We start from the raw sequence: 23,256 nt of genomic DNA on the forward strand, positions 1-23,256 counted from the left end.
GCGACAACGCAAAAAAACGCCGATCCAATTACGAATCGACGTCATCAATCAAAGCCAAGCCTAAGCTTCCTCTTCGACCTTATTCTTTAATGAAGTATTATTCAAAAGTAAGTTCAAGATAACCGCGATGAAACTCCCAACAACCATCCCGTTGCTCAAAATGGTCTGCACTTCAGCAGGCAAGAATTGGAACAGGGCTGGTTGCGTGGTAACACCAAGACCAAGGCCAACTGAAACGGCGATGATTAACATGTTCTTGTTGTTGAGATCAACCTTCATCAGCATCTTAACCCCTTGGGCACCAACCATCCCGAACATGATCAACATGGCCCCACCCAGAACTGAGGATGGAATCAAGGTTGCGATGGCCCCAAACTTGGGGATCAAGCCCAAGAAAATCAATAGGAAGGCTGAGTAGTAAACTGGCCGTAACTTTTTGATACCGGATAACTGCACAATCCCAACGTTTTGCGAGAAAGTGGAGTATGGGAAGGTGTTGAAGATCCCACCTAAAATGGCTGCTAACCCTTCAGACCGGTACCCACGCGCCAAGTCATTGTCGCTCAAGTCGCGGTGAGTAATGTCAGCTAAGGCAAAATACACCCCGGTTGATTCGATCATACAAGTAATGGCCGCTAAAATCATGGTTGCAATTGATGACCATTCAAAACGTGGGACACCAAAGTAAAATGGCCGTGGCAATTGAATCCAGTGAGCCGCACTCACTGAAGCAAACCCAACTTTACCTAACGCGATTGCCAACAACGTTCCCACAAGAATCCCCACCAACACGGAGATTTGTTTGAAGAACCCGCGCCCCCAGATGTTGATCACAATGATCACAAGCGCGGTCGTAAACCCAAGAATCAAGTTAACGGGCGAACCAAAGCTTTTAGCAGTCGCATCACCACCACCAAGGTTTTGGAAGGCAACTGGAATCAGGGTAAACCCAATCAACGTGATTAATGACCCCGTTACAACTGGTGGGAAGAATCGACGTAATTTGGCGAAGAAGCCTGAAATCAAAAAGATAAAGATGCCGGCTGAAATAATTCCACCGTACATGTATCCCCAACCAAAGTGACCGCCAATGCTTTGCAGTGGGGCCACGTATTCAACGGCACACCCAAGCACAACGGGTAAGCCGATCCCAGTCAACGGCGTCCGCTTCAATTGAAGCAACGTCGCGATGCCACACATAAAGATGTCCATTGAGACCAAGTAAGTCATTTGGGCAGCGCTAAAATGCAGGGCGCCACCAATTAACAACGGGACCAAAATATCGCCAGAGTACATGGCTAATAAATGCTGAAAGCCTAAAATTAAGTTTCTGATCACCGATCGTTCGTTTTTTGCAGTATCCACGGTCTTCACGACTCCTTATTCGGTTTTAATTTTCTTGTCAACTAATAATAGCATTGAATCTAACCTAAATCAAATTAGTTCTGAACATTACAGCTATAATAATAGTTAATGTTCGTTTTCACTTATTTTCTGATATAAGTCGATAATTTCACGACCCAACTCAATCGTGGTCATCGCCATACTGAGGTGGTCTTGCGCGTGAACTGCCAGTAATGATGGGGGTTCGCTGTCGCCTCGTGCCATGACGCTTAACGCCGTTGTTTGCAGTTGATGGCCCTTTGCAAGGTAGTTTTCTGCCTCTGACAACCGATTGGCTGCTAACTCAAACTGGCCCTTTTTAGCAGCCTTTATCGCTTCAAACGCCGTGCTTTTAGCCTTTCCCGCCGTCATGATCAGACCCATGATGGTTTGCTCATCCACACTGTCACCTCCCTAAAGAAAAAACTTTTTAATAATTAACGTAGCGCTACTAGCAACGAAAAGCAATCTCTTTTTAGCGAATTCCGAATGTAACCGGTTTAGGTTGAAATGATTATCAAGTTGATCCAATCTAATTCTCATAATCATCCAAAAAAGCAGGCTTTACCGATTAACTGGTAGCCTGCGTTCTAAAATTCAATATTTAGTTTTAGTCACCGCCCTCGTAACTATTGATGTAACGAAATGAATGGCCTCCAACGTTGTACAACATCCACTGTACCGTCACGTAGTCTTCACCTGAAATCCACGTCTTTTCTTTCATACTCGTTGTTTGCTTAATTATCAGTCGATAATAGCGATTGGAAACCTTTTTTTCGGTCAACCCGTTGATTGGTTTCTTGTAATACAAGTAGGTTGTGTCGCCCTTCACTTTGAACGTCGATACTTTTTCGGATGCCGTTGGTTTGATTTGTGCGAGGTACTTTGGTGTATACGTTGTACTATTACCACCCGGCAAATTTTCAAGTTTCGTTAGCTGATACGTATTCGGAATCTGATAATGCTTAAGTCGAGCTGCACTATAATATTCCAAGTAACCATTTAACGTTAAATGAAATATGGGTTGATAATCCATTTTCGTATTCAGTGGATCAAAATCAGTTCCAGCTTGTAGCAAGCGGGTTCGAACTGGCACTTTTAACTTATACGGCGTTAATTCACTCGTCTTATAAGTAATTGCGCGACCAGTTTCATAGTATTTAACGGCTTGCGTGTGATTCAGATCACCGCGATCTAAGTTAATTGTATACTTGTATGACCCATCAGACTGCTTATCAGCGCCGCTACCACCAACCTGTAGAATTGTCCCCTTAGGCGTGATCACCTTTTTAGATTTCTTACCGTTAACAATTGTATATTGTCCCGTATACATTGCCTTCTTCGTCTTAACGTAGCCGTCTTTAAATGCCTGATCAAGCGAACTAGCTGTCGAAGCTTCAACAGTCAATGTTCCCAAAAAGCCAACGCCGACTAGCACCGCCCCTAAGCCAAGAATTGCTTTAATTTCAAAATGTTTCATCGCTAAACACCCCTTTAACTTCAAACTATTGTCGTCAATAGTGTACGATACCCCTTCACCAATCCTCGCTAACTTTTAGCCATTTAACCAAATCTTAACGCTTTCATCACTTCAAAAAAGCCACGTTGCAGAAAATAAATTCCGCAGACGTGGCCATTGTTATTAATGCTTTATTTTATAAGAAACCACCGTAAGTGTTTGTCAGATCAACGTGTTCGTTTGGGTTGACCATCAACAGTTCGGCGTTAACGAAGGTCTCGATCCCCAGACGGCCTAATTCACGACCGTAACCAGAGTTCTTGATCCCACCAAATGGGAGTTCAGGGGCAGTCCCACCAAAGTTGTTCACGAAGACCATCCCAGTTTCGATCTTACCAGCAACTTCAGCGGCGTGCTTTGGATCGCCACCGAAGACGATACCGCCAAGTCCGTAGTTTGAATCGTTAGCCAAATCAATGGCAGCTTGTTCGTCCTTGACCTTGTAAACGACCCCAACTGGACCGAAGAATTCCTTCCAGTATGATGGGTTATCACGCTTGATGTCCGTCAAGATGATTGGTGGGAAGAAGTTGTTATCCAAGTTGTCATCAATTTCACCAAAGGCTAAGGTTGCGCCATTTTCAACGGCTTCCTTGGCTTTAGCGACCAAGCCCTTTTTAGCACTAACCGTACTTAATGGGGCTAAGCTCGTTTCAGGATCCATTGGGTCGCCTGGTTTAACGGCACCGAAGGCCTTCTTCAAGATTTCCAAGAACTTATCATAGTTCTTTTCAGTGACAATAAACCGCTTGGATGACGTGCAGACTTGGCCAGCATTGTAAAGCCGAGCCTTACCAACGATCTTTTCAACGTCGCTTAAATCAGCATCGTCTAAGATGACGAATGGATCACTCCCACCTAATTCGAGGGAACTCTTCTTTAAGTTGCGACCCGCTTCGGAAGCAATTTCCTTACCAGCCCGTTCTGAACCGGTCAAGGCAACCCCTTGGACCCGCATGTCAGCAATCACGTTGTTAACTTGATCGTAGTTGATGAACAAGTTAACGCAGGCCCCGTCTTCAGCGCCACCTTCAGCAACGGCTTGTTCAAAGGCCACAGCTGAACCTGGTGTGTTGCTAGCGTGCTTGTACACGAGTGGGTTCCCAACTAAGTAGTTCGGTGCGAAGACCCGCATCATTTGGTAAAGCGGGAAGTTCCAAGGTTCAACAGCCATTAAGACCCCAACTGAGTGGTACTCAACGTGGGCTTCACCCATGACGGTTTCAATCGGTTCGTCCTTTAAGAAATCGGCACCCTTAGTGGCGTAGTATTCGGCAATCAGCGCACACAACGCAACTTCGCCCTGCGCCTCAGCGTAAAGTTTTCCCATGTCGTGGGTGATGATGGTTGCTAACTCATCTGATTTCTTTGTGAATACTTCCGCAATCTGGTGTAACACCTTTGCGCGTCCGGCAAGTGGTTCGTTACGCCATTTTTTATATAACGCGTGTGCCTTGGTTAAGGCTGATTCCACGTACGCATCGTCGTGGTTTTCATAAGTTTTTTCAACTTCATTCGTGTAAGGATTAATCGTTTGATAGGCCATTTAGTGACTCCCTTTCCTGCCATTCAAGATGACGTTTGTATTTGTAACCGTTATCAAGAGTATAGAGGGCTAGTTTGCCAAAAGCAAGCGCATTCTTACTCGCCGTAGTGTGAAGCTTTCACAAACTAAAAAAACGAATTGAAATGTATACTAGTCAACGTTTACAAGTTGTTTGATAATGGCGTGTTCATTGATTTCCATAATGAAAACCTAACTTTCACAGTTTGTGATGAAATGTACATTATTTAAAACTTTCATAAAAGAATTTTCGGCTAATGTTTACATTACGTTTTCATTAAAGCTTATTCGATGTTCTCATTTTTAAGTTAAGTTCCGATTCCGCCACCACCTTGTCGAATGGTATACTTTATCTTAATAGTCCATTGCTAAAGGGGAAGTTATCGTGAAATACCGTCTACAGGTTATCATCTTTGTTCTCGTTGCCTTCATGCTAGGTTGCAACGAGTTTATGGTGGTTGGAATCCTATCCGACATTGCTGACCATCTGAATGTTTCCATTGCCGCTACCGGCTATCTCGTTACCATTTTTGCCACGACTTACGCATTAGGGACGCCGTTCGTGACCATTTTGACGATTCGGTACAGTCGGTATAAAACGTTGCTGGCACTCATCATCGTCTTCTTTATTGGTAATACGCTCAGTGCGCTGGCCGTTAACTACTGGGTTATGATGTTGTCACGAATCATCACCGCCAGTGTGGCTGGCTCAATCGAATCACTGATCATGATTTTTGCCAGTCAGGTGGCACCACGGGAGAAACGGGCTGGTTTGGTATCATGGATCTACGCTGGTTTCAGTATCGCCTCCGTTTTAGGGGTGCCGATTGGGACCACTATCAGTACGAATTACAGTTGGCGGGATGCGTTCTTGGCAATTTCGGTCGTCACCGTTATCGTATTTGGCCTGCTAACGTTGATTCTACCGAAACACATCGAGCAGGTCCAAAGTTCCATCCGTGATCAGCTCGTCATTTTAAAGGATCGGCGCATTTACGTCGCTGTTATTCTCGTGTTGTTCACGGCGGCAACCTTCTACGCCTACTACACTTATATTCGACCAATTTTGACGTCGGCGCTTGGATTCAATGTTCATCAACTCAACTGGCTCCTGTTCGTCATCGGGCTCGTCAGCATCATGAGCAACTGGCTTTCGGGAACGTTAGCGAACCACGATGGCCTGAAGAAAATGCCGCCGTTTTACATGGTCGACATTGCGCTGCTCGTCCTGCTGCCATTTGGCTTGATGAACCAAGTGATCGGCTACGGCATGCTGCTGATTCTGAGCTTGATCGTCACAGTCCTTGGTTCGCCAATTCAGATTCACTTCATGAACATTGCCGAACAGGATTACCCGCAAGCGATGGTGTTTGCATCGTCGTTAAATGCCATCTTCTTTAACTTCGGCATTTCGTTGGGTTCCGCTACGGCTTCGATGTTGATTGATCCGTTGGGCGTTGCTCGGATTAGTTGGGGCGCTGCGGTTTATGCGGCGTTGTCGTTGGGGTTAATGCTTGTGCTGAATCGGGTGATGAAGCGGCATCAGGCTGGTAAGGTTAAGGTGAACGGTTAGCAGTTTAGATGATAAAAGCATCAAACAGCGGGCGTTGGGGCGCGTTGTTTGATGCTTTTTTTGAGTTTTGCTTTTTTTGAGTTTTGCTTTTTTGATTTTATTGATAGGTTGTTTATATTGGTAAGTATTTGAATTACTTGCTTAGGGCAATATTGCCTGGGATTGATGTTAGCTTTCTGCTGTTACATAGCCTAAACGTGTTCCACAGGGCAGAGAGCTGCACGTAAGCTACTTCCACCACAATTCCCAAAACCCGGGAATTCTGGCGGAAGTACCTTACGCTCCGCTCTCTAACCGCCCTGTTCCACACTCTCTCTAACTATGCTTCTTAACAAACTCCTCAATCGGCAACCGGAAATCTTGATAGTACTTCTCTAAATCCTCACGCGACCAATCCCACCACGCAATTTTCTCTAAATCGGTTTTGATTTCGTCTGAGAAACGGTCCTTGATCTTCTTGCCTGGAATGCCGCCGATGATCGTGTAGGGTTCCACATCCTTAGTGACCACGGCGCCGGCGCCGATCACTGCGCCGTCACCGATCGTGATGCCGGATTGGACGACGACATCGTGCCCCAACCAGACATCGTTGCCAATCACTGTCTTGACTTGCTTACGTTTTGCAAATTCGGTATCGGGATCGCCAAAACCGTAACCGGCGCCGTTGTAAGCGAAGATGTGCTGTGCTGGCCGGTCGTACGGGTGATTCGTGGGGCCGATTCGCACCATCGCCGCCATACTAATGAACCGCTTTAAGGTACTATTTTGAATAAAGCAAAATTGTCCTGTATACGTATAATCATCAATGTTACTATTATCTATGAAATTTTGACTACCGATTTCAACGTATTGGCCGAAAGTCGTGTCCTTAATCTGACTGCCGTCACCAATCGTAGGGTGGTCCTTTGACAGCTTCACAAAATCAATGTGCATCTATGTCACATCCTCAACTTTAGTTTGTTCTTATTATAAAACAAAATGCCGAAAAAGGGGTCTTCATCATGTATCAAATTAACGCACTCGATCAGTTTGACGTTACCGACTACGCTGGCGACGTTTTCCAACTCAAAGACACAACGACGCCAGACGCCGTCCTCGTTCGGAGTTCTCAGGTTCCAGATGATTTGATTAGCCACCGGTTACTGTTAGTCGCTCGTTCCGGGATTGGTACCAACACGATCAACATTCCCGCTTGCACCGCAAACGGCACCGCGGTATTTAACACTCCTGGCGCCAACGCCAACGCCGTCAAGGAACTGGTGGTGCAGTGTCTCTTCCGCTACGTTCGCCCGCTCTATCCGGCGATTAAAAATACCACTACGCTGACCGCCGACAATCTCCAAGACGCCGCCGAAGCAACTCGGAAGGACTACATTGGTGAAGAACTTTACGGGAAAACCGTGGGCATCTTGGGCCTTGGCGCCATTGGCCAGCGGTTAGCAAATACCTGCTACCACATCGGGATGCAGGTTGTGGGTTACAACCGCAGTTTTAAAAATCTGCAACACGTTCAACAGTTAGAAACCGTTGATGAAGTCTTAGAACAATCCGATTTCGTCATCATCTTGTTACCATTGACCGACGAGACCAAGGGCATGCTGAGTACGGATCAGTTCCGCTTAATGAAGGATACTGCCATCTTGATGAACTTCGGTCGTGGTGAAATCGTTGATAATCAAGCCGTGATCAACGCACTGGAAGAAGGTCAGTTCTCCCGCTATATTACCGACTTCCCACACAATGATTTCAAGGATAATCCAAACGTTGTCATGATGCCCCACTTGGGTGGCAACACCGTTGAAGCCTTGTCGCACAGTGCTAACTTAACGCTGCAAAACACCCTCGACTTCCTTGAATCCGGCACCATTCGGTCTTCCGTCAACTTTCCACCGGCCGACTTACCATTTACCAGTCCTCACCGAGTCACCTTCTTCTTCAAAGCCCGGCAGGATTTTTGGGCCGACGTGGCACACATTCTGAATAAGCACGAGATTCCGGTGCGTGAGTTGATGAGTAACTTCCGTGACGACTATGGCTACACCATCGTCAACATCGACTTAACGGAGATCCACAAGGAGATCGGTGAACTCAAGGAGATCCATGACCAACTGATGCACCTTGATGGCATGATTCGCATCCGCCTCCTGAAGAACCCGTCCGAACGGGTCGAATCCGCCGAAATGGAACACGGCACGGCACTATAGCGGCACCTCTAGCAAATTTCTTAAGCTTGCGCGAATCAATTGACGCCCTGCATTAAATTCGCTAAACTGAATTGATTATGGTATTTTGACCAAACTTAATGACGTCTGTCCGTTGCATCTCACCCAATCGTGCACCTCGCACCCTAATAGGAGGCCCCAATGACAACCCACACCATCATGACCCTGATTGATCAGTACGGCTACTTCGCCGTTATCTTCCTTATCGCACTGGAAAACGTTTTTCCACCGATTCCCTCGGAAATCATTCTGACGTTTACCGGCTTCTTGACCATCAGCACGTCCATGACCGTCTGGGGCGCCATCATTGCCTCGACTGTAGGCTCTGTTCTCGGCGCCGTCATTCTGTATGCGATTGGCCGAATTGCCTCGCCAGAACGGTTAAACCGCTTCTTGGGTACCCGCTTTGGTCGCCTACTCCGGTTAAAGCCAACCGATATTGAAAAAGCGGCGCGGTTCTTCAACCGTCGCGGTAACGGCGCAATTCTATTTGGCCGCTTCGTTCCAGTCATCCGGAGTTTGATTTCAATTCCGGCTGGGATGTCCGGCTTCCCACTTGGACGCTTCTTAGCCCTCTCTACCGTGGGAACGCTGATTTGGAACACGGTGTTGATTTATGCCGGGAGTCTGGCAGGTAATCATTGGCAGGCAATCGTTGCTCAATTTGAAGTTTATAGCCACTGGTTGCTGATTGCGGTGATTGTGGTGTTAGCGATTGTGGGCATCGTTTGGTTTTGTCGGCGACGGCATTTGGCACAAACCACCTCAAAAATGAAAGAATTAGACTAACTCAAACGCCCCTCAAGAATGATAATCATTCTTGAGGGGCGTTTTAATGTTGACCTAGGTTAACAACGCGCTATTTAATCAACTCCGCATAATCCACGCCAAGTCGTTTGGCAATGTTGACGACTTCCGCCATGGTCTTATCATCAACGATAATCCCGTTTTGCTTGCGGTCTTCGTAAGCCAGTGCTTCCTTGTCACCATGAACGTAAACGGTCTTGCCCGGAATTGCGGGTAAGTCCCGAATCTCTTGGAGGTAAGCTGAGAAACGCTTGATGATCTGATCCTTATCGCCAAAGATACCCGGATCAATCGCAACGAAGCTTTGACTTGGTCCCGAGTGCAGGTCCTTAGTGGTAATGTCGTTTGAAATACTGCCCATCGAGAGAATCCCAGTGAAAATCTCAACGATGACGCCGAGGCCGTAACCCTTATGACTCCCGGTTTCTTCGTCAACACCGCCAAGTGGCGTCAAGCAACCGGTGCTTCTGGGTCCCGCAACTGATCGAGCGTTTCGTCGTCCGTAATATCATTGACTGGTTGATTACCATCTTTAGCAACCCAAAACGCTGGCAAGTCCTTTTCCAACTTCCGATAAACTTCAATTTTACCCTGTGGGACCGTGGTGGTTGCGACATCGTAGATAAAGTTGTGCGGTTCGGCCGGCATCGCAAAGCCAATTGGGTTGGTCCCGATAAAGGCCCGCGTGGCGTGAGTTGGCACCATTCCGGGACGCGAGTTGGTTGACGACATGCCAATCAAGCCTTCGTTGGCAGCTAAGTTCGCGTAGTAACCCGCAATCCCGTAGTGCAGCGAGTTACGGGTCGTCACAATCCCGATCCCGTGAGCTTTCGCCTTTTGGATGGCTAGCTTCATACTGTAAATCCCGTTCAGTTGGCCTAAGCCAAACTTGGCATCCACTACCGCGCTAACGTCGGTTTCCTTAACGATTTCCGGCTGGCTATGCACCTGAACCTTGCCGTTTTGAATATTACGGTCATACATGATCAACCGTTGGACCCCATGAGAGGCAATCCCAATCAAATCCGTGTACACCAGTGTATCCGCAACCTCTTGGCTCTGTTCATCCGTAAACCCGTAGGCTTGATAAATCTGCTTCACAAGCTGAATCATTTTGTCACTATCATATCGTTTTACCACGTGATCACCACATTCTTCTAAAGTTATCGGTACCGGCAGCCGTCAGTACTTGGTTTCAGTTTAAGGCGCAATTGATGCAAAAACTAGTCCTCAGTTAAAATCTGGTAAATTGGCGCCCCCTCGCACTGTTCCGGAACGTGAGTCCCTAGTAGGGTTGCAATGGTTGGTGCCACATCCACCTGTCGAATCACCCGTTCAGTGGTGTAATTGGCCTTAATACCCGGTCCGGCAGCGACGAAGGTCGGCGTGACGGAAGTGTTAAAGTAGCCTTCTGCCGTTGATAAACCATCCCCGTGCAGTCGGTTAAAGCCTTCGTTAACGGTGAAGAAGATATCACCCGCCTCATCACCGTTAGTGCCGAAGACAACGGCATCCTTATTGCGAACGGCTAAGCCAACGACCCGTTTACCGGTATCAGGATCGCGGTAGTTGTAAAGATCTGAGATCACTTGTTCTTCCAACTCATATTTATCAGCTGGATCAACGATTCCGTGCTTGTCACGGCCCTTTACGTTAATGTAGATGTAATTACTCCGAATCTGGACGGCCGTGGTTTTTTCCCAGTCAACTTCATCAAGTTTATGCCCATCGGCATCCGTTTTCAGTGTCGTATACCCGAGTTTCTCCATCACTGACACATTCAAACCGCCGTACTCACCCAGAATTGGCGGTACGTTTTCACCGACCAACAAACCGTGATCGGAAACAACGAAAATTGTGTATCCTTCATCCAAGAAGTGCAGGAATCGACCAATGTAGTCGTCAGTCTGTTTGAAGACCCGTTCAATGAACTGTTGGTAGACTTTTTCATCGGTATTTTGCCAAGCGCTAACGTTTTGCCGAGGTGCCAGAGTTGGTGGCCCGCACAGTCTACGTTGTGTAAATGACTAAAGATGGCGTCATATTGGTGATGCTGAAGGAGATATTCCAGACAATCCGCTTGCCACTGACAATAAATATCCCATGACGGAATAAAAATTTCCCGAACCAGTTCAGCATCTTCCCCACCAATCAAACTAACTGGCGGTACGGGACCAACGTTTTTCACGATATCGTCAAATAACGCTTCATCCGACCACAACATGTGATTCGTCACATCTAGCGCATTACTGATCCAGAAACGCAGGTTTTGCCCGTCAGGTGAAAGTTCCAAGATTTTATAAGACCGGCAGCACGGCTTCGTCTGACCCTTTTTCGTCACGTCATCCACAATTTCTGACACCATTTCACCCTTTGGAATAACCGCAAATGGTTCGGCATCCGCCTTGGTATGGTAAAGTGCTACGGCATCGTAATCACCAGATTCTCCCTTAGTGATCAGGCAATCCGCGTTTCAGTCCCGCCGGAAACAACGAAGTGAAATTCTAAGGCGTCCTTAGGCGCGTTCGCCCAACCTTCAGCAGGCTTTATCCCCGTAAAGAATTGATCATACGCCACTTTAGCGCCAATCATCATTTCGGTATCGTCCAACGTCTTGATGTAGGTCCGGATCTCATTACCTTCCCGGGACTTATCACCCCACCAGAGTTCCATCATCTCATCATCTTCATCAGACGGCGCGCTGTCTGGCGTTTTCAAAACCTCTTCTAAATCGGTAATGTTACACCCGACGCCAGCGGCTTTATCGGTGTGGGCCGTAAAGTGATCACGTTCGACATCAGCGTTTGCGTAAACGATCTTTTCCCAGTCCATTTGAGCAACACCCATGTTAACGGATCCTGGTTGGGTACCATCAACCACGCTCAGTAACGGACTCTTTGAGGTTGGTGGCCAAGAACACCCTGGCCAGTGCCAAACCATCGTCTTCTTACCATTCTTAGTTGTCTCGTTCCAAATTGGTTCAGCCTTACAGTTGCGTGAATCCATGTTGTAGACCACCGCATCCAGACTTTCGGGCGCCTGACGCCAGTAACAAGTAATGCCGTGAGTTCCAGGATATGTACCCGTCGCCAACGTTGTCCAACAAGGTGGCGTAATCGTTGGGACGGCGCCTAGCAGTTTAATGCCTTGGTGGGCAGAGCCCCGTTCGAGGTATTTTTTTAAATTCGGCATCTTACCTTCAGTCACTAAACGGTTTGCAGTTCGGGAATCCATGCCATCGATTCCGAGAACGATCACTTTATCAGTTCGTGGTTTTTCGGTCATATTAAAGCCTCCAGTTCTTCTGCTATCAATCGGCGCTCAGTGGGGATTGCGCTCGTTGGATTAGATATTATTGGCGGAAGCTTAACGAGAACTTAAAATGACAGTTTTTGGTATCTGTTTGGTTATGGTTGATGCCGTGGTGATGGGATTGGTTGAGAATTATTAAGAAAATTAAAAGGCCGGGGCGTTGGCGCTTGATGTTACCGAGTGGGGCTGGCGACGGGTTTTGCTACTATGTTTGTTTCGGCTCGGTTGTTACTGTCTCGTTCCGCAAGTCAGTTATTTGTGTGAAACCTTTTTAGTTAACCACTTTCTGGCCACCACGCCGAAACGCGTGAAAAAAATCAGAAGCTTGCACATAAGGCCCCCATCCCTAACCCCCGAAGTTCAGGGGACGCTTTCGCATTACTAAGTGGTGCTGGCGACGTGCTTTGCTTCCACGTTTGTTTCGGCTCGGTTTGTGCTGATTCGTTCCGCAAGTCATTAACTATGTGAAGCCTTCTTATTTAAATTTTTTCTGGCCACCACGCCGAAACGCGTGAAAAATCAGAAGCTTGCACATAAGGCCCCCACCACTAACCCCCGAAGTTCAGGGGGTTAGTGGTGGGGGCCTTATGCTCCAGCTTCTAACCGATTTTTTTCACGCTCTACTCAAACACAAACTGATTATGATAAAGTTCCGAATAAAACCCACCAGCTGCAACCAGCTCATGGTGCGTGCCTTCTTCGATGACTTCACCATCTTTCAGCACCACGATCTTATCCGCGTTTAGAATCGTCTTCAACCGGTGGGCAATCACGAAGGATGTCCGGCCGGCGATAGCTGCTTCCATAGCGTATTGAATCTGTTGTTCCGTCACGGTGTCCACGTTTGACGTAGCTTCATCTAAAATCAGGATCTCTGGGTTGGACAAAATTGTCCGTGCGATTGAGATTTGTTGCTTTTGACCAACGGAGAAGACGTCGTTACTGTCGTCCACGTGGGTCTCGTACTTATCCGGTAAGCTATCGATGAACTCGTGAATGTGGGTCGTTTTAGCAACCGTGATTACTTCGTCCATCGTGGCATCTGGCTTCCCAAACCGGATATTATCCGCAATCGTACCCGAGAACAACACGGATTCTTGTAGCACAATACCGACCTTTGACCGGAGACTGTCCAGGTCAAATTTCCGGATATCGATGCCATCGTATTTGATAACGCCATTATCCACATCGTAGAACCGGTTCATCAGGTTCATACTGTCGTCTTCCCAGAACCAGTTGGCCCAACTAAGGCCACCATCTGGCCCTTCTTCACATCGATATTAACGTCTTTTAAGATGTGTTGATCTGGCAAATACCCAAAGTCAACGTGTTCAATTTGGATCCCATCGCCGACTTCCTTGAAGGTTTCACCATTTTCAGGGCGCACTTCTTCAGGTTCATCAAACATCACGTTCAACCGAGTGGCACCGGTGATCGCCAATTGGAGCTGACCAAACGATGATGAGATCTGCATGATTGGGTTGTAGTACTGTTGCGCGTATTGGATAAACGTCACAATTAACCCCAACGCCGTAGCGGTGCTCATCGTTGAATCATTCAGCACCAACTTCGTCCCAACGAAAATCACCAACGCAGTCGTCAGTAATTGGAACCCGTTCATCACGGGCATGATCATCCCTGACCAAGCTTGGGCAGCAAAGGTTGATTTTTGAACCTTGTCGTTACGAACTGTGAAGCCATCAATGGCGTCTTGTTGCTGGCCTTCAACGATGATCGCCTTTTGGCCGGAAATCTTTTCGTCCATGTAGGCGTTCAACGTACCGACTTCGGCTTGTTGGCGGTCGGTGTATTTTTTAGCTTGGGTAATAATGATGACGGCACACAGCACAGCAACTGGGGTGGTTGAAACCGTTACCCAGGCTAGGCTGACATTTTGCCGGAAGATCATGATCAACACCCCAACGAACAGGGCAAAGTTGGTCGTGACGTTCACGGCCGCTTGGTTCAACGTGTTTTGAATGTTATCCAAATCAGAGGTGAACCGCGCCAAAATATCGCCGTCTTCGTGACGGTCAAAGTAGGCGATCGTCAAGCGTTCCAACTTGCCAAACAAGCCTTTACGCATCCGGTTGGTTGAGTGACCAACGATCCGGGTGAACAAAATCGTGTACAGCAATTGGGCAACCCCGGTCATGACGTAGAACGCCAACAGGAGCCACATCGACTTGAAGAACGTCAGCTTGCTTGCCGGGTTCGACACCGCAACGCTGTGTAGCGTGTTGATGGTCGTCCCGTGTGGCAAGGATGACCAGATTGAAGCGGGCACGTTGCTGTTAGTCAGTTGGTGCCAGTCGTGTGGCATCGCAGCCATCTGTTGCAGACTGTGGATCGTCGTGCCCTTTGGCAGACTCGACAGCACTTGAGCGGGCACGTTGCTATCCGTCAATGACTTCCAGCCAATCGTGTGACCGGTTGCTTGACTCAACTGAGTAGCAATGTGTTGCAACGCATCTTGCGATGAAACGGCCCCAGCCGCGATCTTCTTCAGCGCCTTAATAGCTTCGGGTGCATGTTGATGTGTGAAGAAGTTGCCGACATAGTTTGTTAAATGCGTGATGGCATCCCCCATGATCACCGGCGCCTTCACTTGCAGGTAGGTAGCGGCAATCACGAAGATTGCGATCACGAGAAATTGTAGTTTGTATTTTTTAAAGTACAGGTAGAAGAATTTAATCGCTCTAGCAGTATCGTTCATGATTAGTCCTCCTTCGCCTTTTGCGTGTCGTAGATCTTGCGGTAAACGTCAGAGGTTTCAACCAATTCGTGGTGATTGCCTTGCGCAACCAAGCGACCTTCGTCCAATACTAAAATCGTATCCGCGTGAACCACTGATGAGATCTTTTGGGCAATAATGATCGTGGTCGTCCCCTTCAATTCGCGGTTAAAGGCGTCTTGAACCAGCTTTTCAGAGTGGGCATCCAACGCTGAGGTTGAATCGTCCAAAATCAGTACCTTTGGCTTCTTGATCACACCACGGGTAATCGATAACCGTTGCTTTTGACCACCAGAGAAGTTGTTGGCCCGTTCTTCCACTTCCGCATCGTAGCGTTGGGGTAACCGGTCGATAAATTCAGCGGCTTGAGCAATTTTAGCTGCCCGGTCCATATCAGCATCGGTGGCGTTTGCGTTCCCCTGCTTCAAGTTCCCGGCAATGGTGCCAGAGAACAGGATGGCTTTTTGCAACACAATAGAGATGGTGTTCTTCAACGTGAGTTTAGAAACGGTTCTCAGATCCTTACCGCCCACTTCAACCGTCCCTTCGGTTGGATCAAAGAGTCGGGGAATCAGTTGCGCTAACGTCGATTTTCCGGCCCCAGTTGCTCCAACGATTCCGACCATTTGGCCTGGTTCGATGTGGAAACTGATGTCTTTCAAGGTTGGCGTTTCATCGTTTGGATAGGCAAATGACACGTGGTCAAAGTCCACGGAACCATCTAAGTCTTCGCTATCTTCAGTAATGAAGGTCATCGACGTCTTCGTGTTCAGCACTTCGTTGATCCGGCCAATCGACACGAATCCACGAGAGGCGAACATTGAGACCATCCCACCCATAATAATAGCAAACATAATTTGCATCATGTATTGAATAAAGGTCATGATGCCGCCCAGTTGATCCTGAGCGTAGGATGCAGATTGGGTGATGTTGGTTGAAATCAACCAAATGGCAACGAAGATCGCCAACTGTGAAATCACCGTAAAGGCGGGAATCATCGTGGCAAAGGTATACCCAACCGCTAAGTTATGGCCCAGCAAGTCGTCTGATTCCTTATCAAACTTCTCTGCTTGACTCTTTTCTTGCACGAAGGATTTGACCACTCGCGCCCCACGCAGGTTATCCCGCGCAATGGCGTTGATGCGATCCATCAAGTGTTGGAACGCACCAAAATGCGGTCCCATCGAGCGCATCGACAGGCCCGTGACCATCACGATCAAGACCACCATCACAATAATGATCCACCAAAGCTGTGGCATTGTAATGATTGAGAGCACGAAGGCCCCCACGAATAACAGTGGAATTCGAATTAAAATCTGGAACGCCATCATCAGGAGCGTTTGCACCTGGGTGATATCGTTGGTCATCCGCACGACGAGGTTCGCCGATTGGTATTTTTCAATATCTTCATACGAGAACGTCTGAATCTTACGGAACGTCATTTCCCGCAAGTCTGCTGATACCGACTGGGCAATTTTGGCGGCTGCTAGTGTGTTGAGCACTGAGCCGATCAAACCGATCACCGCGATACCAATCAAGGCAACCCCGTAACCACTGACCTTGTCGATCTTATCGGACGTTGAAAGCGACATGTTGGCCATGACGCTTAAGATACTTTTCATAAAACTGGGTTGCCACAACGCGGCCCCCACTTGGAGCAGCATTGTGAGCAACGCTGCGGTGATCAGCAGTTTGTACCTGCCGATTGCCTTCATCAACATACTATTGTCCTCCCCTTTAGCACGGTCTCGTGCACCTAGTCGGCTCCCCCTCAGTCGTTGCCCGGCACAGTTCAGTGCATACAAATGGTGATAACAGACGACTACAATGGGTCAAAAACGCCAGTTATCACGACTTGGTTGGGCTTTATTTTTTTACGATTAAACAGAGCAAGATGTATTATCCGCTAACGCTTCTTAAATGTAAAGCATAAATGCTATCACAAAATTGACATTGTGCACGACCTTGACTACTTGGTCAATTAAACCCGATTTTGGCGGTGTTGTAAATAGTGAGTGCGTAAGTGGTTCTTAGTAGGTGGTAAGTGGTTAATAAAGTTCGGGGCAATCAAAAACAAGGCTGGAAAAAAGACCATATTGGTAAGCATCGAACTAATTTCTTAACTTGAAGCGAGTTAAAAATTTCACTTTATTCCAAAACTGTTATCTAGTCTAAACGTGCGCCAAAACTCAGGTCCCGGCCATATAAGAGAACCGGCCCGTAGATTCCAAAACCAGGAATCCACGGGCCGGCTCTCTTATATTCTGGGACCTAAACGAGTTTTTGCCCACTCTCGTCAAATTAGTTTTAAATGCCCAGTGCCAATGTCGAAGCACTCCCAATTGCCTTAAACAACGTGTCCCATTGTGGAATCGATAATGATGTTTTGACAGCTTCGGCTTTAGCGACTTGTCCTTGTGTGAAACTCCCACTACGACGAGCGACTTCCGCTTGAGTCAGATGCTTTTGATTGCGAGCAATTCGAAACTTAAGCGCTAACTTGACTTCAGGGTCAAGCGATATTACTTCTGAAATATCTTCTTTATTATAAGAAGCCGCAACTAGCGCAGCTGCTTCTGGATTAGTAATATTATGATCCAAATGCGACATAATAAAATTGAAATCTCTTTCCGGTAAGTGCGCGAACATAAATTGATTATACGCCTCAGCAACTTCATTAAACCGTTCTTGTCCACGTGGAATCTGATTTAAGCGTTCCTGATAGTGACGCATGGTCTTTAAAACCTGCTGTGCATCCATGATATTAAACCTCCTGATGTAGGTATTTGTAGACGATTTTTCGACTACTATCTGTTTCAAATCGAATCCGGCTAAACGTATATCGAATACCACCCAAGTGTTCATAGTACCGTTCGACACCGTTAGTTTTAGTTTGAAGAACAACAAACCCATCGAATCCTTGTTGAAACGCATCTAGCATTACAGTGGCTAACAATTTACTTCCATATCCCCGTCCTTGATAATCCTTCTTGATTTCTAAATCAACGATCCAATTATAAAAATCATCAACTTTTCGTTCGAAAGCAAGCAGACCGATTAACTTCGTTTCCTTGAAATAACCAAGCAATAATCGATCGGCATGATTAGCAATAACGGGCCATTCAAAGTTAGCATCAGATTGAAACTGGTATTGGTGCAAGTCTGAGATATAACTGATTTTGTCAGGCATACCTTTATTATATCAAATCATTCATTAAATGAATATCAAAAGAGCTTGATTTAGTCTACTTTTAATCTATTAATGTGCCTTCAAAAACACCATAAAAAAGAGACCACCACTGGCCTCTCCATCATCTATAAAATCGACACATTACCTTCATTTAAATCAACCGCATCCAAATACGCGGTCTGATTATAAACGTCCAGATACATACCATCATCCTGCACACCCAAAATCGATGTCGACAAATTTTTCAATCCCAGCAAGTGTTCATTACCAGTCGCCGCCTTAATGCCCAACTGACTAATGCCACCATGGGAAAAAATCAGCGCGTTCTCGTCCTCGCCTAGTTCCTCCGCAATCGTCCGAAGTGCATCCGCATACCGTTGGCGAGCCGCGTCAAAGTCTTCCACGCCAATTGCTGCCAACCGGGGATCATTTTCACGCCGAGACAGTTTACCAAACAGCTCCCGGTCACTGGCAATCAACGACTCCCGAGTTTGACCTTCCCACTGCCCAAAGGACAGCTCAGCTAACCCGTCAACTGCTTGGATGCCGTCAATCGGTTGTGATAACCGCAACGTCACCAATTTAGCGGTATCCATCGCCCGTTCGATTGGACTAGCGTAAACTTTCGCAAACTGGTATTGGTTCAAATACCGCGCTAACTGCTCATAGCCGGTCAGGTCATCCGTCAACAACGGACTATCCGCACCAGCACCCTGAAGCCGTTTTTCAAGGTTCCATTGCGTCTTACCATGGCGAATAATAAATAATCGTTTCATATTGTGTAGCGGGACGACAACTTACTCGTCCCAACCTCCTTTGATTAAGACAAAGCGCTTAGAAAGCTAACTGCTCCCTAAACGCTCTGCCTTTTCTTCTATTATTATGGTAATCATCCGTCGCTTAGTGTGCAAGGTCCGCCGCTGATTTAATTTTACCTAACGTGTCACCACGAAGGCCCCGCCGAAGCGTTGCCAGTGAGATGGCGTCTTCGGTAGCAATATTGCCCATGTTAACCTGCGGGCCGTATTTTAAAATCAACGCCACTTGTTGGGCCTTCAATGGGGCTTCGAAGATCAACTTGTCGATGCCGTTTTCGGCCAACAAGTCGAGTTCGTCCACCTTGATGTTGCCGTTGTTGTCGTAAATACCGATGTTCTTCCCGGCTTCGCGGGCTTCAAGAATCACGTAATGTGACCCGGCAGCCAAGTCAGCGTTGATGATAGCGACCCGTTCGGCTGGGGTTAACTCGTGATCCAAGTCGGGATTCTTCTTCCCAACCTCGGAGATCACGAAGAAACCAGCTTCTCGCGCCTTAATGATCAAGTCGTGACGAATGTCTGCCGCAACAGTCGTCGAGCCATCGCTAACCTCGATGCCTTTAAACCCTAAAGCCTTGGCTTCATCTAAGAAAGCGTCGTATTGGTCATTTGCCAACGCCGCTTCCAGTAAAGTGCCACCGGGATAAGGAATCAAGCCAGCCGCCGCATACCGTGCCGTTTTGGCCATCACAAGGTTCCGGTCCATCACCGCACTGGTGCCCCAGCCGAACTTCACAAAGGTAATCGCGTCACCAGCCGTGGCAATCAAATCGTCCACAGCGTTGAGTCCCAAACCCTTATCGAGAACCATCGTCTTGCCCATCGGAATCGTTATTTCACTGGTTTGGTTTAAAAAATCGAATGCTTTCATTGGTCAATGCCTCCACTTTCTTGGTGCCTGTCTGGTTATCGTACTGTTAGTTTAGTGAGCAACTCTTAAATGAAGCTTAGAGTTTTCTCATAATTTCATGGCAATTTCACGATTGACTAATTTCTGAAATCTTTTCACTGCCCGTTGATCAACTTCAAAATATACTGTCGGCGTTCCCCAAACTCCGGCGTATACCGCACTGACTGGGACTGATCACCAATGAGTCGTGTCGTAAAATCAGCTGAAAAATCAGCAATCACCCGTCCCGGATGCTTTGACATTACTAAAATATGGGTTCCTAGCAATAGCGCTTCGTCTACGTCATGGGTAATGAAGAAAATCGTTTTCCCGGTTTCATGCCAGATTCGTCGGACCAACGTTTGCATCTGTTCACGTGTCAACGCATCCAGCGCGCCGAACGGTTCGTCCATCAACAAGATATCCGGATCATTGATCAGCGAACTCGCGATGTTGGCGCGTTGTTTCATCCCACCGGAAAGTTCGTAGATGTGCTTGTCCCCGAATTCGGTTAACCCAACTTCATCCAAGTAGTAATCCACATCCGCTTTGATCTGGGCTTGATCAACGTGCTTCATCTTAGGACCGAAGGCGATATTATCGCGCACCGAGTACCAATCGTACAGTGGCGCATTCTGGAAAACAACGCCACGCTGCGCATCGGTACCCTTAATCGGCGTTTGATTCAGTAACACCTGACCCTCGCTCGGTGCCATGAAGCCGGCTAAAATATTGAGCAGCGTACTCTTGCCACAACCGCTCGGCCCCATCACACAAACGAATTCACCCGGATAAATTTGAAGGTTGACCTCGCCCAATGCTGGAACGGTCTGTTTACCATTTTGGTAGTTCATCGCAACGTGTTGAATATCCAACAATGGCACCTCATCCGTCGTTAAACCTTTGGCTGTTGTCGTTTGATGCTCAGTAACTGGTGCCGCTGATTTTGCTGCAATTGCCTCGGCTGCAACCGCTTCTGGTGTCACAATCTTAGTTTCACTCATTTGCCAGTCTCCTTTCCTAACGCCTCTGCCAGATAATCGTTATCAACCGTTGCACTCAGGGTCTTTCGTGACGGCACGGTGGTGATATTTTCCTGTAGTTTATGGAATTGGGCGGTTAACTGAAGCGTTTCGACCAATGACCCACTACCCGTTCCGGTTAAGCTGCTTAACTGCTCACTGCCCGTTAGCCAGTGGTTATCTTCAATTTGTGCCTTAGCCGCTGCTTTTGAAATGCCTTCCCAACTCGCAACGTCCGCAATTGCGCGCTGAGGGTTCGTTTTAACCAACTTGCCCACCGCCAACATCGCTTTGACGTACTGTGCCACCACCTTCGGATACTTAGTCATCATATTATTAGTGGCAACTGCGATTTCAGGAATTGAAATGCCCTGTGATGCTAACTGACCATCACTTGTGATAACCGTCCCGGTCTTTTTGATACTATCGAGACTGGGACTCCACGTATAGGCCGCATCGATTTCTTTGCGCTTCCAAGCCGCCACAATGTTTTGGCCAGACAAGTCTTCAATCGTTACATCAGACGTACTGAGGCCCGCTAATTTTAACGCCTGTAACAATGCATAGTGGGAAGTTGTGCCGGCTGGGACCCCAATGGTTTTCCCTTTCAGATCCTTAACCGATTTGATACCAGTTCCGTTGCGAGCAACCAACGCTTCGATTTGGCCACCCTCTGTGTACGGCACCGCAACCGCCTTATAGCTCACACCATTGACTAGGCCCAGTGTAACCGGTGATGACCCAAACGAAGCAAGGTCTAATGTATGCGAGATGAAGGCATTATTGATATCAGTTCCCGAAGAATACGTGGTCACTTTGACCTTCGTTTTAATGTATTTTTGTAAATACCCTTCTTTAGCTAAAATGGCCGATTCAGGACCACCTTCAATGATGCCGACGTTAACGGTGGTTGGATAAGCACTCGTTTTGTTGGCTTCGGCCGTCCCGGAAGTTGATGAACACCCCGTTAAAATCAGTAACAGCGTCATCATGAGACCAACAAAACTCACGATCGTCAATTTTCTAAGCATGGCGTTCCCTCCCACCGATCATCTGGTGTTCCAGCAGTAACAAGAGCTTATCAAGCACGATCCCGGTGATGCCCATTAGGATAATACCCACAAAGACCACGTCGCTTCGCAGATACTTGGAAGCGTCCAGCACCATCCACCCGATTCCGGAAACGGCCGCTACCATTTCGGCAGCCACTGATGTTGCGTAGCGATACTCATTGCATTTCGTAAGCCGACAAAAACCTCAGGCAACGATGCGGGCAAAATGACGTGCGCAAAAATCTGCCATTGGTTAGCACCCAACGTCCGTGCATGATTGATGTAATCGGGATCAACTCGAGTCACGCCCGAAACACAGGAGACGAAAATCGGTGCAAAGGCGCCAAGAAACAGTAAGAAAATCTTCGACGCATTAACAGTTCCCATCCATAGAATAATGATCGTATAGTAACCCAGAGGCGGCAGTGGTCGAATAAACGCAATAATTGGTTCAAATACCGCACGAATCTTTTCCGAATAGCCACTCAGTAACCCGATTGGAATAGCGGTAACCGCGGCCAACCCGAAGGCGATAAATAGCCGTTGCAGGCTCGCCCACATGTGTCCCCACAACGAGGTCCCCTTGTAGCCATCTTGCAATAGCTGAACGAAGCAGGTCCAAATCTGTCCTGGCGACGGGATGATCAATTGCGATACTTGATGCTGATATGTAATCGTGCTCCAAACCAGTAAAATCACCGCGACCGTGATGATGCTGATCCAGTACTTCTGTTTAAACGGTTTGATAGTCATCAAAATCCTTTCTATTTAGAACGCAACTTAGGCATACTGCTCAAAGTCGTTCTGTTCGTTGTAGTTACGCTACAGTTTTTTGAATAGGTTTGATGATAACGGGGAAACCTTAACTTGGACTTAAAACAAAGTTCGGTTTGTGTCTGGTACAACGATCAGCCTTCCTTGGTTGCTGTCAGACTGTTCTTTTAACTCCTACACTGATTATCCAGATTTTTGCGAGACTTCACCGAATTATGCTGTGTGATTAATATAAAGAAACTACTGTCGTTTGTGTCCAGCGTAAGTGTTGGGTGCGATCTTGGTGAAGGCTGTTTGTCGTCGCTTCGCTCGCCAAAGCCGCATGAAAACCAGCGCTCTCAGGCTACAAAATTCGGCGCCACTTAAACTGTCATTTCTAGGGTTTCTAAAGTTGCGA

The 23,256-nt window shown here is 47.3% G+C and carries 20 protein-coding genes and 2 pseudogenes; 3 read left to right on the top strand and 19 right to left on the bottom strand.

Annotated features, from left to right (window positions below; genetic code table 11):
• Positions 1–60: 60 nt before the first annotated feature.
• The 4 genes from JCM2765_RS10845 to JCM2765_RS10860 all read right to left on the bottom strand — a co-directional run bounded on the left by JCM2765_RS10845 (position 61) and on the right by JCM2765_RS10860 (position 4,448).
• Positions 61–1,365, bottom strand: coding sequence for a nucleobase:cation symporter-2 family protein (locus JCM2765_RS10845; protein ID WP_225352072.1), 1,305 nt, complete (start codon positions 1,363–1,365; stop codon positions 61–63).
• A 105-nt stretch (positions 1,366–1,470) separates the two neighbouring features.
• Complete coding sequence (locus JCM2765_RS10850; RefSeq protein ID WP_156301771.1) at positions 1,471–1,785, bottom strand: PTS lactose/cellobiose transporter subunit IIA; 315 nt, start codon at positions 1,783–1,785, stop codon at positions 1,471–1,473.
• A gap of 208 nt (positions 1,786–1,993) precedes the next feature.
• Positions 1,994–2,863 carry a hypothetical protein gene (locus JCM2765_RS10855; protein ID WP_054736740.1) on the bottom strand — a complete coding sequence of 290 codons (870 nt, stop codon included), beginning with the start codon at positions 2,861–2,863 and terminating at the stop codon, positions 1,994–1,996.
• A 175-nt stretch (positions 2,864–3,038) separates the two neighbouring features.
• Positions 3,039–4,448 carry an NAD-dependent succinate-semialdehyde dehydrogenase gene (locus tag JCM2765_RS10860; RefSeq protein ID WP_054736742.1) on the bottom strand — a complete coding sequence of 470 codons (1,410 nt, stop codon included), beginning with the start codon at positions 4,446–4,448 and terminating at the stop codon, positions 3,039–3,041.
• A 400-nt stretch (positions 4,449–4,848) separates the two neighbouring features.
• Here JCM2765_RS10860 and JCM2765_RS10865 point away from each other — a divergent pair, with 400 nt between their 5' ends.
• Positions 4,849–6,039, top strand: a complete 1,191-nt coding sequence (locus JCM2765_RS10865) for an MFS transporter (RefSeq protein WP_054736743.1) — start codon at positions 4,849–4,851, stop codon at positions 6,037–6,039.
• 315 nt (positions 6,040–6,354) lie between these two features.
• Here the strand turns inward: JCM2765_RS10865 and JCM2765_RS10870 are convergent, their stop codons facing one another.
• A complete protein-coding gene (locus tag JCM2765_RS10870; protein WP_054736745.1) occupies positions 6,355–6,972 on the bottom strand; it encodes a DapH/DapD/GlmU-related protein in 618 nt (205 codons plus the stop codon).
• A gap of 68 nt (positions 6,973–7,040) precedes the next feature.
• Here JCM2765_RS10870 and JCM2765_RS10875 point away from each other — a divergent pair, with 68 nt between their 5' ends.
• A complete protein-coding gene (locus JCM2765_RS10875; protein ID WP_054736747.1) occupies positions 7,041–8,243 on the top strand; it encodes an NAD(P)-dependent oxidoreductase in 1,203 nt (400 codons plus the stop codon).
• Positions 8,244–8,402: 159 nt separating this feature from the next.
• On the top strand, positions 8,403–9,050 hold the full coding sequence (locus JCM2765_RS10880) for a DedA family protein (protein WP_054736749.1): 648 nt from the start codon (positions 8,403–8,405) through the stop codon (positions 9,048–9,050).
• A gap of 70 nt (positions 9,051–9,120) precedes the next feature.
• Here the strand turns inward: JCM2765_RS10880 and JCM2765_RS10885 are convergent.
• From JCM2765_RS10885 to JCM2765_RS10935, 14 genes and pseudogenes are all read right to left on the bottom strand, one after another.
• Positions 9,121–10,208: pseudogene (locus tag JCM2765_RS10885) on the bottom strand (Ldh family oxidoreductase).
• A gap of 83 nt (positions 10,209–10,291) precedes the next feature.
• Positions 10,292–10,942, bottom strand: a complete 651-nt coding sequence (locus tag JCM2765_RS18245; protein ID WP_263849420.1) for a hypothetical protein — start codon at positions 10,940–10,942, stop codon at positions 10,292–10,294.
• Positions 10,849–11,433: a hypothetical protein gene (locus JCM2765_RS18250; protein WP_225352073.1), complete on the bottom strand. Its 585-nt coding sequence runs from the start codon at positions 11,431–11,433 to the stop codon at positions 10,849–10,851. Before JCM2765_RS18250 ends, JCM2765_RS18245 begins: the two co-directional genes overlap by 94 nt.
• A gap of 92 nt (positions 11,434–11,525) precedes the next feature.
• Positions 11,526–12,353: an alkaline phosphatase family protein gene (locus JCM2765_RS18255; protein ID WP_225352074.1), complete on the bottom strand. Its 828-nt coding sequence runs from the start codon at positions 12,351–12,353 to the stop codon at positions 11,526–11,528.
• A 647-nt stretch (positions 12,354–13,000) separates the two neighbouring features.
• A pseudogene (locus JCM2765_RS10895) lies at positions 13,001–15,096 on the bottom strand (ABC transporter ATP-binding protein).
• Between the two features lie 2 nt (positions 15,097–15,098).
• The gene (locus tag JCM2765_RS10900) at positions 15,099–16,835 is read right to left on the bottom strand and encodes an ABC transporter ATP-binding protein (RefSeq protein WP_054736751.1); all 1,737 of its coding nucleotides are present in this window, start codon (positions 16,833–16,835) and stop codon (positions 15,099–15,101) included.
• Between the two features lie 586 nt (positions 16,836–17,421).
• Complete coding sequence (locus tag JCM2765_RS10905; RefSeq protein ID WP_054736753.1) at positions 17,422–17,874, bottom strand: helix-turn-helix domain-containing protein; 453 nt, start codon at positions 17,872–17,874, stop codon at positions 17,422–17,424.
• Positions 17,875–17,878: 4 nt separating this feature from the next.
• A complete protein-coding gene (locus JCM2765_RS10910; RefSeq protein WP_054736755.1) occupies positions 17,879–18,304 on the bottom strand; it encodes a GNAT family N-acetyltransferase in 426 nt (141 codons plus the stop codon).
• A 125-nt stretch (positions 18,305–18,429) separates the two neighbouring features.
• Entirely contained in the window at positions 18,430–19,080 is a 651-nt protein-coding gene (locus JCM2765_RS10915) for a histidine phosphatase family protein (RefSeq protein ID WP_054736757.1), read from the bottom strand.
• 124 nt (positions 19,081–19,204) lie between these two features.
• Positions 19,205–19,993, bottom strand: a complete 789-nt coding sequence (gene comA / locus JCM2765_RS10920) for a phosphosulfolactate synthase (protein WP_054736759.1) — start codon at positions 19,991–19,993, stop codon at positions 19,205–19,207.
• Positions 19,994–20,127: 134 nt separating this feature from the next.
• Positions 20,128–21,015: an ABC transporter ATP-binding protein gene (locus JCM2765_RS10925; RefSeq protein WP_082405100.1), complete on the bottom strand. Its 888-nt coding sequence runs from the start codon at positions 21,013–21,015 to the stop codon at positions 20,128–20,130.
• Positions 21,012–22,064: a taurine ABC transporter substrate-binding protein gene (locus JCM2765_RS10930; RefSeq protein WP_054736761.1), complete on the bottom strand. Its 1,053-nt coding sequence runs from the start codon at positions 22,062–22,064 to the stop codon at positions 21,012–21,014. The genes JCM2765_RS10925 and JCM2765_RS10930 overlap by 4 nt, the downstream gene beginning before the upstream one ends.
• Entirely contained in the window at positions 22,057–22,230 is a 174-nt protein-coding gene (locus JCM2765_RS18260) for a hypothetical protein (RefSeq protein WP_225352075.1), read from the bottom strand. The genes JCM2765_RS10930 and JCM2765_RS18260 overlap by 8 nt, the downstream gene beginning before the upstream one ends.
• The gene (locus tag JCM2765_RS10935) at positions 22,224–22,838 is read right to left on the bottom strand and encodes an ABC transporter permease (protein ID WP_225352076.1); all 615 of its coding nucleotides are present in this window, start codon (positions 22,836–22,838) and stop codon (positions 22,224–22,226) included. Before JCM2765_RS10935 ends, JCM2765_RS18260 begins: the two co-directional genes overlap by 7 nt.
• Positions 22,839–23,256 lie beyond the last annotated feature (418 nt).

Source organism: Secundilactobacillus similis DSM 23365 = JCM 2765 (assembly GCF_001311075.1).
GTDB classification, from domain to species: Bacteria; Bacillota; Bacilli; order Lactobacillales; family Lactobacillaceae; genus Secundilactobacillus; species Secundilactobacillus similis.

Bases quoted from the DNA above. Each gene is read 5' to 3' on its own strand.
- JCM2765_RS10855 (WP_054736740.1), bottom strand. From the start codon at position 2,863: ATGAAACATTTTGAAATTAAAGCAATTCTTGGCTTAGGGGCGGTGCTA.
- JCM2765_RS10860 (WP_054736742.1), bottom strand. From the start codon at position 4,448: ATGGCCTATCAAACGATTAATCCTTACACGAATGAAGTTGAAAAAACT.
- JCM2765_RS10870 (WP_054736745.1), bottom strand. From the start codon at position 6,972: ATGCACATTGATTTTGTGAAGCTGTCAAAGGACCACCCTACGATTGGT.
- JCM2765_RS10875 (WP_054736747.1), top strand. From the start codon at position 7,041: ATGTATCAAATTAACGCACTCGATCAGTTTGACGTTACCGACTACGCT.
- JCM2765_RS10880 (WP_054736749.1), top strand. From the start codon at position 8,403: ATGACAACCCACACCATCATGACCCTGATTGATCAGTACGGCTACTTC.
- JCM2765_RS18250 (WP_225352073.1), bottom strand. From the start codon at position 11,433: ATGGTGTCAGAAATTGTGGATGACGTGACGAAAAAGGGTCAGACGAAG.
- JCM2765_RS18255 (WP_225352074.1), bottom strand. From the start codon at position 12,353: ATGACCGAAAAACCACGAACTGATAAAGTGATCGTTCTCGGAATCGAT.
- JCM2765_RS10900 (WP_054736751.1), bottom strand. From the start codon at position 16,835: ATGTTGATGAAGGCAATCGGCAGGTACAAACTGCTGATCACCGCAGCG.
- JCM2765_RS10905 (WP_054736753.1), bottom strand. From the start codon at position 17,874: ATGGATGCACAGCAGGTTTTAAAGACCATGCGTCACTATCAGGAACGC.
- JCM2765_RS10910 (WP_054736755.1), bottom strand. From the start codon at position 18,304: ATGCCTGACAAAATCAGTTATATCTCAGACTTGCACCAATACCAGTTT.
- JCM2765_RS10915 (WP_054736757.1), bottom strand. From the start codon at position 19,080: ATGAAACGATTATTTATTATTCGCCATGGTAAGACGCAATGGAACCTT.
- comA (WP_054736759.1), bottom strand. From the start codon at position 19,993: ATGAAAGCATTCGATTTTTTAAACCAAACCAGTGAAATAACGATTCCG.
- JCM2765_RS10925 (WP_082405100.1), bottom strand. From the start codon at position 21,015: ATGAGTGAAACTAAGATTGTGACACCAGAAGCGGTTGCAGCCGAGGCA.
- JCM2765_RS10930 (WP_054736761.1), bottom strand. From the start codon at position 22,064: ATGCTTAGAAAATTGACGATCGTGAGTTTTGTTGGTCTCATGATGACG.
- JCM2765_RS18260 (WP_225352075.1), bottom strand. From the start codon at position 22,230: ATGGTAGCGGCCGTTTCCGGAATCGGGTGGATGGTGCTGGACGCTTCC.
- JCM2765_RS10935 (WP_225352076.1), bottom strand. From the start codon at position 22,838: ATGACTATCAAACCGTTTAAACAGAAGTACTGGATCAGCATCATCACG.